Genomic DNA, 17,547 nt, shown 5'->3' with positions numbered 1-17,547 from the left:
AAAGACTTTACAGAAATGCTTATTTATGGGATGTTCAGATGCGTTTGTCTGTGTTCTAAGACTGGTTTATTTCCGATTTTTCTTTCTGGTATAGTATAGTTTACACCTTACTAGAGATGTATTATAGTATAACCTTTGCTTTAATTCGGGCAGATAAGAAGCATGTTTTTCGTAAAAAAGGTATAATGAGTTTATGTAAAAAGCGTTTTCAAGGAGGCTGCCATGGCAGAAATTGATTACAGTCAGGTGACTGGACTGGTTCATTCGACTGAAAGTTTTGGATCCGTAGATGGTCCGGGTATCCGTTTTATTGTTTTTATGCAAGGCTGTAAGATGCGTTGCCAATATTGCCATAACCCAGATACATGGGCTATGGAGTCAAATAAGGCTGTTGAGCGTACTGTCGAGGATGTCTTAGAAGAAGCTCTTCGTTTCCGTCATTTCTGGGGAGAGCAAGGTGGTATCACTGTATCCGGTGGTGAGGCCATGCTTCAGATTGAGTTTGTTACGGCTCTCTTTACAGAGGCTAAAAAGTTAGGCATTCACTGTACACTTGATACCTGTGGTTTTGCCTACCGTAATACTCCTGAGTATCATGAAGTCGTTGACAAACTCTTGGCTGTGACTGATTTGGTTCTGCTTGACATCAAAGAGATTAATCCAGAGCAACACAAATTTGTAACTCGCCAACCTAATACGAATATCTTGGCCTTTGCAAAATATCTGTCTGATAAACAAGTGCCAGTCTGGATTCGCCATGTCTTGGTACCTGGATTGACCGACTTTGATGATCACTTAATTAAGCTGGGTGAATTTGTTAAAACCTTGAAAAATGTTGATAAGTTTGAGATTCTTCCTTATCATACTATGGGCGAATTCAAGTGGCGTGAGCTGGGTATTCCATATCCTTTGGAAGGGGTCAAACCACCAACTATGGACCGTGTTAAAAATGCTAAGGCCCTCATGCATACTGAAACCTATCAAGAATACAAGAACCGTGTTGGTGTCAAAACTTTGGACTAAAATGATAACTGTTTGAGATTTAGGATCAGCCTAAAACAGTTTTCCTAACGGTTTTAAATATTATGGAGTGCTTGAAACAGACTGTTTTAAGCATTTTTATCATAAGAAAAATTCTAGACCGATGTTCACTTTGCTTGTGAAATAAGTTCTTATTTCACGTTTTTTGCAGAAGTTCTTAGTCTATGACGTATTTAAAATTGTTTGTATCCATTCGACAAGCTCTTGACAAGAGCTTTTTAACTTTGCTATTATTTATGAAGTACTAAAAAGCAGGTAAATTATGTTTCGTATATTAAAAATTGATGATGATTTTGTCTATCTTAGTCATCCTGATGGGCGCTTAAAGAAAATAGATAAAGCCCTATTTGATTTTGCTATCAATTTGGGAGACCGTGTAGAAGTCTACCAAGATGGCGAATTGACCGTGGTTACTCCGGCAGAAGTCCAAACAGACTTGAGTCTTGATGGAGATAAGTCTGTTAAGTCTAATCTTTTGCAAGGTATTTTGGATCTTTTCCTTGAGACCCTTAATATCCACAATAATCACTTAGGTGATTTGAAGAAGATTTTCACGCAGTTGTTGATTACACTCTTCATGGCTTGGAGTTTGTTGGGAGTCATTATAGTAGAGATTCTACTTTTTGCAGAGTCCATTGTTGTCTTCCTTTGGAGACTTTTGGTTCGTCTTGTTAAGTTGATGCGTATTAAGGACAACACAAAGGTCTTGATTGATGAGACGCAAAAACGCCATGCTAAACGTGAGCGTCAAAGAGCTCAAAGACGTGAGCAAGAAAGACGACGTCAGGATGAACTGGAAGAACGTGAATACCAACGTGAGACTGAGCGCCAAAAAGAATTGATGATTGTTGAAGCTAGCCTTAGTCAGGAAGCTGAGCATGCGAGCCTTTCAACTAGCCTTGCTTTAGAGCAAGCAGGTGTTTCAAGCCAATCTGCTAGTGAAGAGTCAAAAGAAAAAAGTCAAGCAAGTTCAGAGTCTGAAGAGGTATCTAAATCGGCTAAGTCTGAAAAATAGAATAAACAAAAGAACTGAGACAAAAGGGTCCCAGTTCTTTTTCGTATGAAAAAAAGCACCGTAGGTGCTTGTGAGAGGCGACTAAAGTGTTTTTTCTGAGTCACGAACAATGAGCAAGTCAACTTTTGCGTGACGGAGAATGTATTCAGAAGATGAACCAATAAGCAAGCGTTCAAAAGTATTGAGACCTGTGGCACCAACCATAATAAGGTCAACATTTTCCTTATCAGGGATATCAACAGCCAAGAGGCTCTTAGGATTACCGAACTCAATAACTTTGCGAATCTTGGTTAAACCAGCTTCTCTGGCTTGGCGTTCAAAGTCAGCCAAAACAGCTTTAGCTTCGTCTTCTAGTTTTTCATAGATGTAAGAGTCGAAAGTCGCAACGCTTTGAAGGGCGCGTGTATCGATAACGTGTACCAATAGTAACTGAGCATTATTACGTTTTGCAACGTGCACACCTTTAATAAAGGCCAGTTCTGATTCGTAAGAACCGTCGATAGCTACCATAATACGTTCATATTGTTGAGACATAAGCTCTACCTCCTATCTTTAGCTTTATTATACTCCTTTAATCTAAAAAATGAAAGCGTTGTTATAGATTTTCTGAAATCTTTTTTTGACTGCTTACTTTAGAATGCTCTTCGTAATGTGAAGATTTCAGTATTATCTAAAAATTGAAGATTGCTTGAAAAAGAGGTATAATACAATCTGTTATTAGCTTCGTAAGAAACATGATAATTAAAAAAGAGGAAGACAAGTCTTCAGAAATGATACCAAATGGCCAAGCCTAAAGTTGGTGTCAATAAAAGTGGAAATCCCCATCAGGTGTTGAATTTTCTTATTTTCTGCTAGATGTATCTACTTTTAGTATCTTTTGAAAGGATTAACTTATGAAAACATTTGATAAATCATCAAAGTTGGATCACGTTGCCTATGATATTCGTGGACCAGTTTTGGATGAAGCCAACCGTATGATTGCCAATGGTGAAAAGATTCTTCGTCTTAATACAGGAAATCCTGCGGAATTTGGCTTTACAGCACCGGATGAAGTCATTCGTGATTTAATTATGAATGTTCGTAACAGTGAAGGGTATTCGGATAGTAAGGGGATTTTCTCAGCTCGTAAGGCGATTATGCAGTATTGCCAGCTAAAGGGATTCCCAAATGTAGATATTGATGATATTTATATTGGTAATGGAGTTTCAGAGATGATTTCCATGTCAATGCAGGCTTTGCTTGATGATGGAGATGAGGTCTTGGTCCCAATGCCAGACTATCCTCTTTGGACAGCTTGTGTCAGTCTAGCTGGCGGTAATGCCGTACACTATGTCTGTGATGAAAAATCTAACTGGTATCCAGATATTGATGATATCAAATCAAAGATTACGTCAAATACTAAGGCAATTGTAGTCATCAATCCCAATAATCCTACAGGTTCGCTCTATCCTAAGGATGTTCTTGAACAGATTGTAGATATTGCTCGACAAAATGATTTGATTATCTTTGCGGATGAGATTTATGACCGCTTGGTTATGGATGGTAAAAAGCATACTGCGATTGCTAGTCTTGCACCAGATGTTTTCTGTGTGTCTATGAATGGTCTTTCTAAGTCTCACCGTATCTGTGGTTTCCGTGTAGGTTGGATGGTTCTCTCTGGACCTAAAAAGAATGTCAAAGGCTATATTGAAGGGCTTAATATGTTGGCCAACATGCGTCTCTGTGCCAACGTGCTCTCTCAGCACGTTATTCAGACTTCACTTGGTGGCTACCAATCCGTGGATGAACTCTTGATTCCTGGTGGTCGTATCTATGAACAACGTGAGTTTATCACGAATACCGTAAACGCTATTCCAGGACTATCAGCTGTTAAGCCAGATGCAGGGCTTTACATCTTCCCTAAGATTGACCGTAACATGTATGATATTGAAGATGATGAAGAATTCTGTCTTCGTCTCTTGAAGAAGGAGAAGGTTCTCCTAGTTCCAGGTAAAGGCTTTAACTGGAATGAACCAGATCACTTCCGTATTGTCTACCTTCCTCGTGTTGAAGAGTTGGCTGATCTCGGTAACAAAATCGAACGAGTCTTGTCATATTACAAGCGTTAATTTCTTAAAAAACTGGACAAAAAGGCTTGTCCAGTTTTTATTGTCTCTAAAAAGGGATGTATTTGAGCAAGATCTGAACATTTTTCCTAAAAATGCCATAATATACTTAATATAATGAATAGTAGAATAATAAATAATTTTCAGACAATTGTTTGCAATTTCTGGGTTAAGTGTGCTATAATGATAGGGCTAGTAGGTCTTGACGCAGAAGATTAGTACAAGGCTTGATATTATTATGATTACAATAGAAAGTGAAGACAATAAATATGGCAAATTTGCTGGCTAAAACACGTAAAATTACATCTATCTTGCAACGCTCAGTAGACAGCTTGGAAGGAGATCTTCCATACAACAATATGGCTGCTCAATTGGCGGATATCATTGATTGTAACGCTGCTATCGTTAATGGTGGTGGTGCTCTCCTTGGTTTTGCCATGAAGTACAAAACCAACAATGATCGTGTGGAAGAGTTTTTTGAAGCCAAACAACTTCCAGAAGAATACACACGTGGTATCAGCCGTGTTTATGACACTCAAGAAAACATTGGTATTGACAGTGACTTGACCATTTTCCCTGTGGAATCAAAAGATGACTTCCCAGATGGTTTGACTACAATTGCCCCAATCTATGGTGGTGGTATGCGTCTTGGTTCTTTCATCATTTGGCGTAACGACCATGATTTTGTGGATGAAGATCTTATCTTGGTTGAGATTGCCTCTACAGTAGTTGGGTTGCAGTTGTTGAATCTTCAAACAGAGAACTTGGAAGAAACAATTCGTAAACAGACAGCTATTAACATGGCTATTAATACCTTGTCTTACTCAGAAATCAAGGCAGTTTCAGCTATCTTGAATGAGTTGGACGGTTTGGAAGGTCGCTTGACAGCGTCTGTTATCGCTGACCGTATCGGAATCACACGTTCAGTTATCGTTAATGCCCTTCGTAAGTTGGAATCAGCTGGTATTATTGAGAGCCGTTCACTCGGTATGAAAGGGACTTATCTTAAAGTCCTTAACGAAGGTATCTACGATAAATTGAAAGAATACGAATAAGAAGAATACTGAAAGAAAGTGAGGTAGGAGGAGCCTGCCCCACTTTTTTTAAAAGGAGAAAGTAATATGACAAAGGCATTGATATCAATTGATTACTCTTATGATTTTGTGGCAGATGATGGGAAGTTGACGGCTGGAAAGCCTGCCCAAGCCATTGAAGACCGCATTGCCCAGGTAACTCAAGAGGCCTATGATAATGGGGACTATATCTTCGTTGCTATGGACCGACATGATGAAGGAGATACCTTCCATCCTGAAACCAAGCTCTTTCCACCTCACAATATTGTAGGGACGTCTGGGCGAGAACTTTATGGTAAGTTGGCTGGTGTATATGATGCTATTAAGGATGATAATCGTGTCTTTTGGATGGATAAGCGACACTATTCAGCCTTTTCGGGAACGGATTTAGATATTCGTTTGCGTGAACGTCGTGTGACGACAGTTGTCTTGACAGGAGTTTTAACAGATATTTGTGTGCTACATACAGCCATTGATGCCTATAATTTGGGCTATGATATTGAGGTTGTAGCGAGTGCAACAGCTTCCTTGACGCTTGAAGCTCATGACTTTGCTATTGGGCATTTTAAGAATGTTCTTGGAGCAACAATTGTGGAGTAAGAGATAGTTCTTACTCTTTTTTTGATAGCTCCTCTCTATCAATTGATTAAGAATATGAATTAGTCAAGCAAGTTTTTTCGTGTTAGACTAGAACCACTTATTTATTTGAGAGGAGACAATTATGAAGATAAAACGTTTATTAGGTATCGTAGCTCTTGCTGTTGCATCTGTAGGGATTTTAGCAGCTTGTGGTAAGGATGCTGCTAAGGATAAGAACGTGGTACGAGTGGGAACCATGGCTAAGAGTGAGTCTGAACAAGCACGCTGGGATAAGGTTGAAGAAATTCTGAAAAAAGAAGGCATTACGCTGAAGTTTAGTGAGTTTACGGACTATTCTCAACCTAACGTAGCTCTAAATAATGGTGAGATTGATATCAATGCTTTCCAACACTACAATTTCCTTGATAACTGGAATGCGGATCATAAAACTGACCTAGTACCAATTGCTGAGACTTATTTTACGGCCTTCCGTGTTTACTCAGGAACACAGGGTGGTAAGAATAAATACAAGGATATTAAAGAATTACCAGATGGTGCTACGATTGCCATCCCAAATGATGCTGTTAATGAAAGTCGTGCCCTAAACCTTTTGCAGTCTGCAGGGTTGATTAAGCTTAGTGTCGATGCTGACGATAAAGCTAAATTGACTGATATCAGCGAAAATAAGAAGAATCTAAATATCAAAGAAGTTGATGCGGCTCAAACAGCTGCTAACCTAGATTCTGTAGATGCGGCTATCATTAATAATGACTTCGTAACAGAGGCTGGAATTGATCCTAAGACAGCTATCTACGTGGAACCTGCAAGTAAAAATACTAAGCAATGGTACAACCTACTTGTTGCCCAAAAAGGTTGGGAAAAATCAGACAAGGCTGATGCTATTAAGAAAGTCATCAAAGCCTATCATACTGACGAAGTGAAAGAAGTCATCAAGAAATCGTCTCAAGGTTTAGATGAGCCGGTTTGGTAAGAGAGGAAGCTATGGAAAGAGCTATTTTTGCTGGAGGATGTTTCTGGTGTATGGTACAGCCTTTTGAAGAACAGTCTGGTATTTTATCTGTTCGTTCTGGTTATACAGGGGGACATGTACCTAATCCATCTTATGAAGAGGTTTGTCGAAAAACGACAGGTCATACAGAGGCGGTAGAAATTATTTTTGATCCAGAAATTATTTCTTTCTCTAAATTAGTTGAGATTTATTGGGCTCAGACAGATCCAACGGATGCGTTTGGTCAATTTGAGGATCGTGGTGATAACTATCGTCCTGTGATTTATTATTTTGATGAGCGTCAAAAGGAAATTGCTGAAAAGTCTAAGGAAAATCTTCAGAACTCAGGACGTTTTGATCGTCCTATTGTGACGAAGATTGAGCCTGCAGAGACTTTCTATGAAGCAGAAGCCTATCACCAGGGATTTTATAAGACTAATCCTGAACGTTATGCACAGAGTAGTGCCATTCGTCACCAATTCTTAGAAGAAAATTGGAAATAAAATATAATCGAGAGTGGGAATCTGGCCTACTCTCGTTTTTTGTCAAAATCATAGGATAGTATCAGTTTTTCGTAGTTTACTATAAGAAAACGATTCCAGATTAGTATATACTATTACTGAAATAATCTTGAATCATAAAGAGGTAGAACAATGACTAAAAAAATGACTTTTCCTGATGGATTTTTGTGGGGTGGGGCGACAGCGGCCAATCAATGTGAGGGTGCCTATGATGCTGATGGGCGTGGTCTAGCCAATGTTGACGTGGTGCCAATTGGTGAGGATCGCCTTTCTATTATCACTGGACGTCGTAAGATGTTTGATTTTGAGGATGGCTATTTCTATCCAGCCAAGGAAAGTATCGACATGTACCACCGTTACAAGGAAGATATTGCTCTCTTTGGTGAAATGGGCTTTAAGACTTATCGTCTTTCTATTGCTTGGTCACGTATTTTTCCTAAGGGGGATGAGGCTGAGCCAAATGAAGCTGGGCTTGCCTTTTACGAGGACCTCTTCAAAGAATGTCACAAGTATGGTATTGAACCTTTGGTAACGATCACACACTTTGATTGTCCCATGCACTTGATTACCGAGTATGGTGGCTGGCGTAACCGTAAGATGCTTGGTTTCTATGAAAATCTTTGCCGTACCCTTTTCACACGTTATAAAGGTTTGGTTAAGTACTGGCTCACATTCAATGAAATCAATATGATTCTCCATGCACCATTTATGGGAGCAGGACTCTGCTTTGAAGAGGGTGAGAATGAGGAGCAGGTTAAATACCAAGCAGCTCACCATGAGTTGGTAGCTTCAGCTATGGCGACGAAGTTGGCCCATGAGATTGATCCTGAAAATAAGGTTGGTTGTATGTTGGCAGCAGGTCAATATTATCCAAATACAGCCCACCCACGCGATTACTGGGCAGCCATGCAAGAAGATCGTAGTAGCTATTTCTTTATTGATGTTCAAGCTCGTGGAGAGTATCCAAATTATGCTAAGAAGCAGTGGGAACGTGATGGCATTGAGCTTGAGATGACGGAAGAAGATTTGGCCCTTCTTAAAGAACATACTGTTGATTTTATTTCCTTCTCTTACTATGCAAGTCGTGTGGCTTCAGGTGATCCAGAAGTTAATGAAAAGACTGCCGGCAATATCTTTGCCTCTATTAAAAATCCCTATTTGGAAGCTTCAGAGTGGGGTTGGCAAATTGACCCACTAGGTCTTCGTATTACCCTCAATGCTATTTGGGATCGTTACCAAAAACCGATGTTTATCGTTGAGAATGGGCTTGGTGCTGTGGATACGCCAGATGAAAATGGTTATGTTGAAGACGATTATCGTATCGACTACTTGGCAGCCCACATCAAGGCTATGCGTGATGCTATCAATGAAGATGGTGTAGAGCTTTGGGGTTACACAACCTGGGGCTGTATCGACCTTGTTTCTGCTGGAACTGGTGAAATGAAGAAACGTTATGGCTTTATCTATGTGGACCGTGACAACGATGGTAATGGTAGCCTGAAACGCTCTAAGAAGAAATCATTTAACTGGTATAAAGAAGTTATCGCAAGTAACGGTGCCTCTGTAGAATAGTCTATGAGTTGAGAGGTGTTCGGTGTTTTAAGCCACGTGCTAGTCGGAATTCTATTTTACGTGTTTAACGAGCACTAAAAGAAAATTGATCTCCAATTAAAGTCAGCCTTAGGGCTGGCTTTTTTTGTAAGGGATAGAAATTGTAATGTTTTCTAAAAAATGATATTCTTATTAGAGTTTGAGAGGAAGAAAACATGGGTAAAAAATCAGTTGTATTTGTAGCAGAGTTATCCTACATGGAAAAGTTAGAGGTGGCTCTTAAATCTTTGTGTGCACATAAAGGGCAGTGGAAAATTTATGTGCTAAATGAGAATTTACCAACAGAATGGTTTACGCTGATGAATCGTCGCCTAGAGGCTATTGATTCTGAAATTCTCAATTGCCGTGTGTCTGCCGAAAGCTTTAAACAATTTTCGCTTCCAAGTGCGCATATTCATTATGCGACTTTTTTCCGTTATGCGATTCCCGAGTTTGTTCAAGAAAATCGTGTTCTCTATTTGGATTGCGATATGATTTTCACGCAGGATTTGTCACCACTTTTTGAGGTTGATTTGAATGGTCTTGGTATTGGAGCAGTAGTGGATTGTCCGACGACGACGGAAGGTTTCAATGCTGGTTTGATGGTTATTGACACTGCCTGGTGGCGCCAACATAAGGTAACAGAATCTCTCTTTGATTTAACGCAGAAACATCACCAAGAAGTCTATGGTGATCAGGGAATCTTGAATTTGTATTTTAAGGATGCTTGGCTCAGACTTCCTTGGACTTATAATCTTCAGGTAGGTTCTGATAAGGACCAGTATATATACGGGGATCTGGATTGGTATGATGCGTTTAAAGGGGTACCTGCAGTTATCCATTACACCTCTTACAATAAGCCTTGGACTGCTAAACGTTTTAATCGTTTCAGGGATATTTGGTGGTTCTATTACGCCCTATCTTGGGAAGATATCTTATTGAGAAAGCCAGCTGTAAAGCTCAACTTTAGTGATATGGTAGGTGATTTTCCTTACCATACGGCGATTTATACTAATACTGCAGACATCTTTGAATTGGAACATTTGCTGCAGGCTCTTCCAGATGTAGCTTTTCATGTTTTGGCTCATTCTCATTTCGGGTTTAATTTGGTGAAGTTGGAGCAGTATCCAAACCTTATTCTCTATCCATCCTTTGATCCATTGACTAGTCGAAAGGTCTTGGAAAAAATAGATTTCTATATGGATATCAACCCATTTGATGAGGTTGATCATATCACAGAAACGATTCATCAGTTGGGACTTCCGATTTTCTCTTTTGAAGGAACAAATCACGACCAAACTGGGAAAAATCAAGTGTTCAAGAATGACCAAGTAGACCAAATGGTAAAAGCTGTTCGAGATTATATAGATACGATTGAGAGATAGACCATGGAAAATAAAGAAGTAGTTAGTATTGTTATTCCCATTTATAATGTGGAAGCTTATTTAAAGCAGTGTTTGGAAACGATAGTGAATCAGACCTATCCAAACCTTGAAATCATTCTTGTCAATGATGGCTCTCCTGATAAGTCAGAGGAGATTTGCAAGGAATTTTTCAAGCGAGATTCACGTATTCGCTATGTGCGACAAGTTAATGGCGGCCTATCTGCAGCCCGAAATACAGGGATTGACCTAGCCACAGGTGATTACATCACTTTTGTAGACCCGGATGATTGGGTAACAGAGGATTATGTGGAGACCTTGTACACTCAGCTTAAAAAGTATGAGGCAGATGTTTCTATTGCCAACTATAACTTGTTCAACGAGAGTACCAGTAAGTTTTTGATTAAGGTAACGGAGAATGATTACTCTGAGACTCTCTATGAGGGGAGAGACATCATTGACCAAGATGCCATTCAAGAGACAAGAGATATGGCTTGGGCATGCGCCATGATGAAACTCTATAAGATTTCTTTGTTCGAGGACCTTCGTTTTCCTGTTGGGAAGAACGTCGAGGATAACTTCCTTATGTACAAACTCTTGTTAAAGGCCAATCGTGTTGTCCATACCGAAAAATGTATCTATTGGTACCGAGTGGGGCGTAAGGATACGCTGTCGCAGGTCTGGACCGAGAAGCGTGTCTTAGATGAGATGGAAGCTAAAAATGAAAAACTAGCTTTGCTAGGCATGTTGGGCTATGATTTGACTTGGCACCGTTATATTTACAAGACGCGTCTGAAGCGGGCAATTGAAAAAATGGAAGAAGCTAATCTTCAAGATACTGAGACCTATAAGACGGCGCAGGTTAACTTGAGATTTTTGGAGCAATAAAGGTGAAGGTTAAGCTATTTATTGCTTGGATTAGTCAGAAAGGATAACTATGCTTATTATTGCACAAGAACCTAGTCAGGCAACGGAAAAACTGAGAAGATTACTAGACTCCTTTGGTATCCAATCCCGTGTGTTTTACACGAATTTTGAAACGGATGTTGATAAGGACACTATTAGTTTAGCATCGTCATTTATTTATTCCTCAGAGGAAGATTATCAAGGGACACCACTCTTTTTTAACGATTTGTCGGTTCCACTATACTGGGAATTGTGGACTTTGGGGATTACGACCTACATTTTTGATGGTCAAGACCGCCGTGCCAGTGTTGTTTTTCGTGACAATCTAAAGGAACGTACGGTCAAACAAGTCCAATGGTTTGGACAAGGGGAAAAAGTTGTTGCGGTTGATGATTATAATCGCTATGGCTGGCGTACCAAACAGCGTCTTCTGGATGATCAGGGGCAAGGCATTATGGATATTTACTTTAATCGTAACCAAGAAGAAGTCTTGCTTCACTATATTCAAGATGGATACCTGATTGATCAGGGGTCTGAAGGAAGAGATAGAATTTTCTCAGGTAGGGAAGAATTAACTAAGGCTGTTTTGAATCAAATCCTGAAGTCAGACGAAGCTATCATCTGTATGGATTCCAATCTAATCCCGACATTGCAGACCTTGAATGTTAATCGTCTGGTTTATTGCTCCGACACTCAGGATGGTCTTGAGTTTATTCAAAATCAAGTGAATCATGTTTTGGTTACTAATTATTATCCCCAAGAGGAACGTAAGTCAGGCATGATTTATTTAGCTGGTGCAGAACAAGACGGTTCTCAGACTTTTGTGCCTCAAGCCATGGTGATGACTGCTTCTGAAAATATTGAGGGCCTAGATGATCTGGTTGATACTTTTCCGGATATTGACTTTCATATCGGAGCCCAAACTAGTATGGGGCCAAAATTGACTTGTCTCAAAGATAAGAGAAATGTCCATCTTTACCCAGGGATTCGTCAGGGGAAATATCAAGATCTACTGAGGAATTGTTTCATTTATTTAGACTTGAATTATGGAAGCGAAGTGTCTGATGTAACTTTGGATGCGATTGAAAATGGACAGTTGCTTTTTGGCTTAGAATCAACGGTTCATCGTCACTACTATAAGGACTTACCAACGGTTTATACTTCCTTAGAGGAACTAGAACAGGGATTCCGACAACTCATACAGCAAGCAGAGTTTTACCCTAAGGCTCTTGAAAGTCAGAAAGAGGTTTTGAAACTCACCGAGAGGGAAGAAATCTTAGCTTTCTTTACTAGATTGGAGGGGGAAAAAGATGACGATTTACACCTTTAACCTATTGGTGGGCTATGAACCTAATGGTGTCGATGTGGCTCAGGCGTCTAGAGCTTTGATGCTACGTGAATTAAATGAGCCTGCTAAGTTTATCTTTACGACCTGGCCACAACCCTATAAATTAGATTACTATCTTTCTTTGGGGCATCGCTACGAGGAACTCCTCCATGCCTACCTTGGCTTTACAGATCAAGACAGTCATATCCCATCTTTGACAGTGGGGGCCTTGCAGCAAAAATTTAAGTTGACACGTCTAGATTTGAAGAGCCAAAGCGAAACAGACTCTGTTTATGCCTGTTCTGATGGTACTTCTTTAGTCTTTAAGATGGATCCCTACCAAAAAGGTAGTGTGCGGTATGTAGACTACCACGTTAATGGCATGCTATTGAAGCGTGAGTGGTATGGAACAAGTAAATTGGTTACAGAATACTTTGAAAAAGGCATCATCATCAGGAGAAGTTATCACAATAAAGATGGTCGCATTGCCTTTGAAGAACTCAAGCAAGGAGCCAGCTGGTTATATAGGCTAGGCACTGAGATTTTAGTGACCAAGACAGAGGTCATGCGTCGTTTTCTAGCAAGGCTTCCTTTGACAGCTGAGGATACCTTGTTGCTGGATAGGGCTTCCTTGATGGAATTTATGCGACCGATTTATGAACTGGACTCACCTGCAAAGCTAGGTTTTGTTTTTCATTCAGAGCATGAGTTTGAAAATGGGGACCTCTACTATGAGTATTATTACATCTTTAAGTACGCCCAACGCTTTGACTTCTTTATCACAGCTACTGAGTCACAAAAGGCTGTTTTAGAGAATACGCTGCAAAAGCAAGGTGTCACAGACGCCGCTATTTATGCCCTAGCAGTGGGACATTTGGAGAATCTTAGTTTTCCAGAGGGGCATAGAAAGCCTCTCAGTTTGATGACGGCTTCGCGATTGGACCCACGTAAACGCTTGGATTTGGCTATAAGAGCCGTTGCCCTTGCCCATCAAAAAGAGCCAAAACTTCGTTTTGACATCTACGGTAAAGGTGGGGAACAAGAGAATCTACAAGATTTAATTGATACTCTTGGGGCGAATGATTACATCAAACTTAGAGGACATGCGGATTTACGTGACGTCTACCCACAGTACGAACTTTATGTCACTACCTCTCAATGGGAGACCTTTGGTTTGACTCTGATGGAAGCGGTAGGAGCAGGTTTAGCCCTGGTTGGTTTTGATGCCCGTTATGGCAATCCAACCTTCATCAAAGATGGTGAGAATGGCTATCTGGTTCCTTATAGCGAGACTATGGATGAGGACCTGCTTGTTTCTCAGATGGCTGACAAGATTCTATTTGCCTTAGAAAGTGATCTTGAGTCTATGCACCAAGCCTCATATGAGTTAGCCAAACAGTATTTGAAACTTGAAATTCTAGAAGCTTGGAGAAAGCTCTTGATAGCCATACGATAAGTGTTTAAAAAAAGCTCTATCTCTGTAAACTGTAGTGACAAAAAAGTTACTACAGTTTTTTTATCCTCCAAGCAAAATAGGCTAAATTATGGTAAAATAGAAGGTATTGAAAAATCATCATTTCACGAAAGGAAGCAAGATGAAAATTACGCAAGAAGAGGTAACCCACGTTGCCAATCTTTCAAAATTGAAATTCTCTCCAGAAGAGACAGCTGAGTTTGCGACAACCTTGTCTAAAATTGTCGACATGGTGGAATTGTTGGAAGAAGTGGACACAACAGGTGTTGCCCCAACAACGACCATGGCTGACCGCAAGACCGTATTGCGTCCGGATGTTGCTGAAAAAGGGACTGACCGTGACCGCTTGTTTAAAAATGTACCTGAAAAAGATAACTACTACATCAAGGTACCAGCTATCCTAGAAGATGGAGGAGATGCCTAATGTCATTCAACAATAAAACCATTGAAGAGTTGCACGACCTCCTTGTCTCTAAGGAAATTTCAGCAACGGAATTGACACAAGCGACGCTTGATGATATCAAGGCGCGTGAAGAAGCAGTCAATGCCTTTGTAACGGTGGCCGAAGAAGCTGCCCTTGCGCAAGCTAAGGCCATTGATGAAAAAGGAATCGATGCAGACAACCTCTTATCAGGTATTCCACTCGCTGTCAAAGACAATATCTCAACAGATGGCATTTTGACAACTGCGGCTTCAAAAATGCTCTACAACTACGAGCCAATCTTTGATGCGACAGCTGTTGCTAACGCCAAAGCCAAAGATATGATTGTCATCGGGAAGACCAACATGGATGAATTTGCCATGGGTGGATCTGGTGAAACATCTTACTATGGCGCGACTAAAAACGCTTGGGACCACAGCAAGGTGCCTGGTGGATCTTCTAGTGGTTCAGCAGCTTCTGTAGCTTCAGGTCAAGTCCGTTTGTCCCTTGGTTCAGATACAGGTGGTTCTATCCGTCAACCGGCTGCTTTTAACGGGATTGTTGGTCTCAAACCTACTTATGGAACGGTTTCACGTTTTGGTCTCATTGCCTTTGGTAGCTCACTTGACCAAATTGGTACTTTCTCACCAACGGTTAAGGAAAATGCCCAATTGCTTAATGTCATTGCCAGCGAAGATGCCAAGGATTCAACTTCTGCACCTGTTCGTGTAGCAGACTTTACTTCTAAGATTGGTCAAGACATTAAAGGCATGAAGATTGCCCTTCCTAAGGAATACCTCGGTGAAGGGATTGACCCAGAAGTCAAAGAAACCATCCTCAATGCGGCTAAACACTTTGAAAAATTGGGAGCAACTGTCGAAGAAGTTAGCCTTCCACACTCTAAATACGGGGTTGCTGTTTACTACATCATCGCTTCATCTGAAGCTTCTTCAAACTTGCAACGTTTCGACGGTATTCGCTATGGTTTCCGTGCAGAAGATGCTAAAAACTTGGATGATATCTACGTGAATACTCGTAGTCAAGGCTTTGGTGATGAGGTCAAACGCCGTATTATGCTTGGTACCTTTAGTTTGTCATCTGGTTACTACGATGCCTACTACAAGAAAGCTGGCCAAGTCCGTACCCTCATTATCCAAGACTTCGAAAAAGTCTTTGCGGATTACGACCTTATCCTTGGTCCAACAGCTCCAAGTGTAGCCTTTGATTTGGATTCGCTCAACCATGATCCGGTTGCCATGTACTTAGCTGATCTCTTGACCATTCCAGTCAACTTGGCAGGTCTTCCAGGGATTTCGATTCCTGCAGGTTTTGCGCAAGGTCTTCCAGTTGGTTTGCAGTTGATCGGTCCTAAGTATTCTGAAGAAACCATCTACCAAGCTGCAGCTGCCTTTGAAGCAACGACGGATTACCACAAGCAACAACCCCTTATTTTCGGAGGTGACAATTAATGAACTTTGAAACAGTCATCGGACTTGAAGTCCACGTTGAATTGAATACAAACTCAAAAATTTTCTCACCAACCTCTGCTCACTTTGGGAACGAGCAAAATGCTAATACCAATGTGATTGACTGGTCTTTCCCAGGTGTGCTTCCTGTCTTGAACAAGGGTGTTGTGGACGCTGGGATCAAGGCTGCTTTGGCCTTGAATATGGATATCCATCAGCACATGCACTTTGACCGTAAGAACTATTTTTACCCTGATAATCCAAAGGCTTACCAAATTTCACAATTTGACGAGCCAATCGGTTACAACGGTTGGATTGAAGTGCAATTGGAAGACGGCTCAACGAAGAAAATCGGGATTGAACGGGCCCACTTGGAAGAAGATGCTGGTAAGAACACGCACGGAACAGATGGATTCTCTTACGTAGACCTTAACCGTCAAGGGGTTCCATTGATTGAAATCGTGTCTGAAGCGGATATGCGTTCTCCAGAAGAAGCCTACGCCTATTTGACAGCTTTGAAAGAAGTCATCCAATACACTGGTATTTCAGACGTCAAGATGGAAGAAGGATCTATGCGTGTGGATGCCAACATTTCCCTTCGCCCATACGGTCAAGAGGAATTTGGTACCAAGACTGAGTTGAAAAACTTGAACTCCTTCTCAAACGTCCGTAAAGGTCTTGAATACGAAGTGCAGCGCCAAGCGAAAATCTTGCGTTCGGGTGGTGTCATTCGTCAAGAAACACGCCGTTATGATGAAGCTAATAAGAGTACTATCCTTATGCGTGTCAAAGAAGGAGCAGCGGATTACCGTTACTTCCCAGAACCAGACCTTCCCTTGTTTGAAATCTCAGATGAGTGGATCGAGGAAATGCGTACGGAGTTGCCAGAGTTTCCAAAAGACCGTCGTGCTCGCTACGTGGCAGAGCTTGGTTTGTCTGACTATGATGCCAACCAATTGACAGCGACGAAAGTTACTTCTGACTTCTTTGAAGCAGCCGTAGCCCTTGGTGGCGATGCTAAACAAGTGTCTAACTGGCTCCAAGGTGAAGTGGCACAATTCTTGAATGCAGAAGGCAAGACGCTTGAAGAAATCCAATTGACACCAGAAAACTTGGTCGAAATGATTGCCATCATCGAAGATGGAACGATTTCATCTAAGATTGCCAAGAAAGTCTTCGTTCATTTGGCGAAAAACGGTGGCGGTGCGCGTGAATACGTCGAAAAAGCTGGATTGGTACAGATTTCAGACCCAGAAGTCTTGATTCCAATCATCCACCAAGTCTTCGCAGACAATGAAGCAGCCGTAGCTGACTTCAAGTCAGGTAAACGTAACGCTGATAAAGCCTTCACCGGCTTCCTCATGAAAGCAACCAAAGGCCAAGCCAACCCACAAGTAGCCCTCAAGTTACTTGCTCAAGAATTGGCTAAGTTGAAAGAAGAGTAATAGATAAAGAACCAGCCGAAAGGTTGGTTTTTTCTTTGCAGGGTATACAAAAACTCCTACGAATCGTGTACTGACCCCAAAAAGTTAGACAATTAATTTATCCAAAGGATTTAGTTCTGTATTGCACAGGGCTAAATCCTTTTAATTTTACCTTAATGCGTTTGTTGTTGTAATAATCAATATAGTCTACAAT

General features: G+C 40.9%; 17 protein-coding genes. 15 read left to right on the top strand and 2 right to left on the bottom strand.

The window, feature by feature from the left end; genetic code table 11:
• Window positions 1-222 precede the first annotated feature (222 nt).
• Both pflA and PCY14_RS03195 read left to right on the top strand, forming a co-directional pair.
• A complete protein-coding gene (gene pflA / locus PCY14_RS03200; RefSeq protein ID WP_021146382.1) occupies window positions 223-1,023 on the top strand; it encodes a pyruvate formate-lyase-activating protein in 801 nt (266 codons plus the stop codon).
• Window positions 1,024-1,303: 280 nt separating this feature from the next.
• Window positions 1,304-2,056: a hypothetical protein gene (locus PCY14_RS03195; protein WP_021146381.1), complete on the top strand. Its 753-nt coding sequence runs from the start codon at window positions 1,304-1,306 to the stop codon at window positions 2,054-2,056.
• A gap of 81 nt (window positions 2,057-2,137) precedes the next feature.
• On the opposite strand, the gene PCY14_RS03190 is transcribed toward PCY14_RS03195, so the two are convergent.
• Window positions 2,138-2,590, bottom strand: coding sequence for a universal stress protein (locus tag PCY14_RS03190; protein WP_002891687.1), 453 nt, complete (start codon window positions 2,588-2,590; stop codon window positions 2,138-2,140).
• A gap of 359 nt (window positions 2,591-2,949) precedes the next feature.
• On the opposite strand from PCY14_RS03190, the gene PCY14_RS03185 reads away from it, so the two are divergent.
• From PCY14_RS03185 to gatB, 13 genes are all read left to right on the top strand, one after another.
• Window positions 2,950-4,164, top strand: a complete 1,215-nt coding sequence (locus tag PCY14_RS03185) for a pyridoxal phosphate-dependent aminotransferase (RefSeq protein WP_002884715.1) — start codon at window positions 2,950-2,952, stop codon at window positions 4,162-4,164.
• Window positions 4,165-4,430: 266 nt separating this feature from the next.
• A complete protein-coding gene (gene codY, locus PCY14_RS03180) occupies window positions 4,431-5,216 on the top strand; it encodes a GTP-sensing pleiotropic transcriptional regulator CodY (RefSeq protein ID WP_002884784.1) in 786 nt (261 codons plus the stop codon).
• Between the two features lie 66 nt (window positions 5,217-5,282).
• Window positions 5,283-5,834: a cysteine hydrolase family protein gene (locus PCY14_RS03175; protein ID WP_070476179.1), complete on the top strand. Its 552-nt coding sequence runs from the start codon at window positions 5,283-5,285 to the stop codon at window positions 5,832-5,834.
• A gap of 121 nt (window positions 5,835-5,955) precedes the next feature.
• The gene (locus PCY14_RS03170; RefSeq protein ID WP_070476176.1) at window positions 5,956-6,804 is read left to right on the top strand and encodes a MetQ/NlpA family ABC transporter substrate-binding protein; all 849 of its coding nucleotides are present in this window, start codon (window positions 5,956-5,958) and stop codon (window positions 6,802-6,804) included.
• Between the two features lie 11 nt (window positions 6,805-6,815).
• The gene (gene msrA, locus PCY14_RS03165) at window positions 6,816-7,325 is read left to right on the top strand and encodes a peptide-methionine (S)-S-oxide reductase MsrA (RefSeq protein WP_070476173.1); all 510 of its coding nucleotides are present in this window, start codon (window positions 6,816-6,818) and stop codon (window positions 7,323-7,325) included.
• A gap of 150 nt (window positions 7,326-7,475) precedes the next feature.
• Entirely contained in the window at window positions 7,476-8,915 is a 1,440-nt protein-coding gene (locus tag PCY14_RS03160; RefSeq protein ID WP_070476170.1) for a 6-phospho-beta-glucosidase, read from the top strand.
• Window positions 8,916-9,109: 194 nt separating this feature from the next.
• Window positions 9,110-10,318 carry a glycosyltransferase gene (locus PCY14_RS03155; RefSeq protein ID WP_301363158.1) on the top strand — a complete coding sequence of 403 codons (1,209 nt, stop codon included), beginning with the start codon at window positions 9,110-9,112 and terminating at the stop codon, window positions 10,316-10,318.
• Window positions 10,319-10,321: 3 nt separating this feature from the next.
• Complete coding sequence (locus tag PCY14_RS03150) at window positions 10,322-11,203, top strand: glycosyltransferase family 2 protein (protein WP_021147408.1); 882 nt, start codon at window positions 10,322-10,324, stop codon at window positions 11,201-11,203.
• A gap of 49 nt (window positions 11,204-11,252) precedes the next feature.
• On the top strand, window positions 11,253-12,551 hold the full coding sequence (locus PCY14_RS03145; protein ID WP_301363157.1) for an accessory Sec system glycosyltransferase GtfB: 1,299 nt from the start codon (window positions 11,253-11,255) through the stop codon (window positions 12,549-12,551).
• Window positions 12,532-14,004, top strand: coding sequence for a glycosyltransferase (locus tag PCY14_RS03140; RefSeq protein WP_301363156.1), 1,473 nt, complete (start codon window positions 12,532-12,534; stop codon window positions 14,002-14,004). Before PCY14_RS03145 ends, PCY14_RS03140 begins: the two co-directional genes overlap by 20 nt.
• A 139-nt stretch (window positions 14,005-14,143) precedes the next feature.
• Window positions 14,144-14,446: an Asp-tRNA(Asn)/Glu-tRNA(Gln) amidotransferase subunit GatC gene (gene gatC / locus PCY14_RS03135; protein WP_002884769.1), complete on the top strand. Its 303-nt coding sequence runs from the start codon at window positions 14,144-14,146 to the stop codon at window positions 14,444-14,446.
• The gene (gatA, locus tag PCY14_RS03130; protein WP_064523870.1) at window positions 14,446-15,912 is read left to right on the top strand and encodes an Asp-tRNA(Asn)/Glu-tRNA(Gln) amidotransferase subunit GatA; all 1,467 of its coding nucleotides are present in this window, start codon (window positions 14,446-14,448) and stop codon (window positions 15,910-15,912) included. The genes gatC and gatA overlap by 1 nt, the downstream gene beginning before the upstream one ends.
• On the top strand, window positions 15,912-17,354 hold the full coding sequence (gene gatB, locus PCY14_RS03125) for an Asp-tRNA(Asn)/Glu-tRNA(Gln) amidotransferase subunit GatB (protein WP_014713787.1): 1,443 nt from the start codon (window positions 15,912-15,914) through the stop codon (window positions 17,352-17,354). The genes gatA and gatB overlap by 1 nt, the downstream gene beginning before the upstream one ends.
• A gap of 97 nt (window positions 17,355-17,451) precedes the next feature.
• Here the strand turns inward: gatB and PCY14_RS03120 are convergent.
• The coding region (locus PCY14_RS03120) for an IS3 family transposase (protein WP_227248006.1) at window positions 17,452-17,547 on the bottom strand (96 nt) is incomplete at its 5' end.

The sequence above is a fragment of the Streptococcus sp. SV2 genome, from assembly GCF_030440175.1.
GTDB lineage: Bacteria > Bacillota > Bacilli > Lactobacillales > Streptococcaceae > Streptococcus > Streptococcus raffinosi.
Note: the sequence above shows the minus strand (reverse complement) of the source record. Positions and strands in the feature narration are given on the sequence as shown.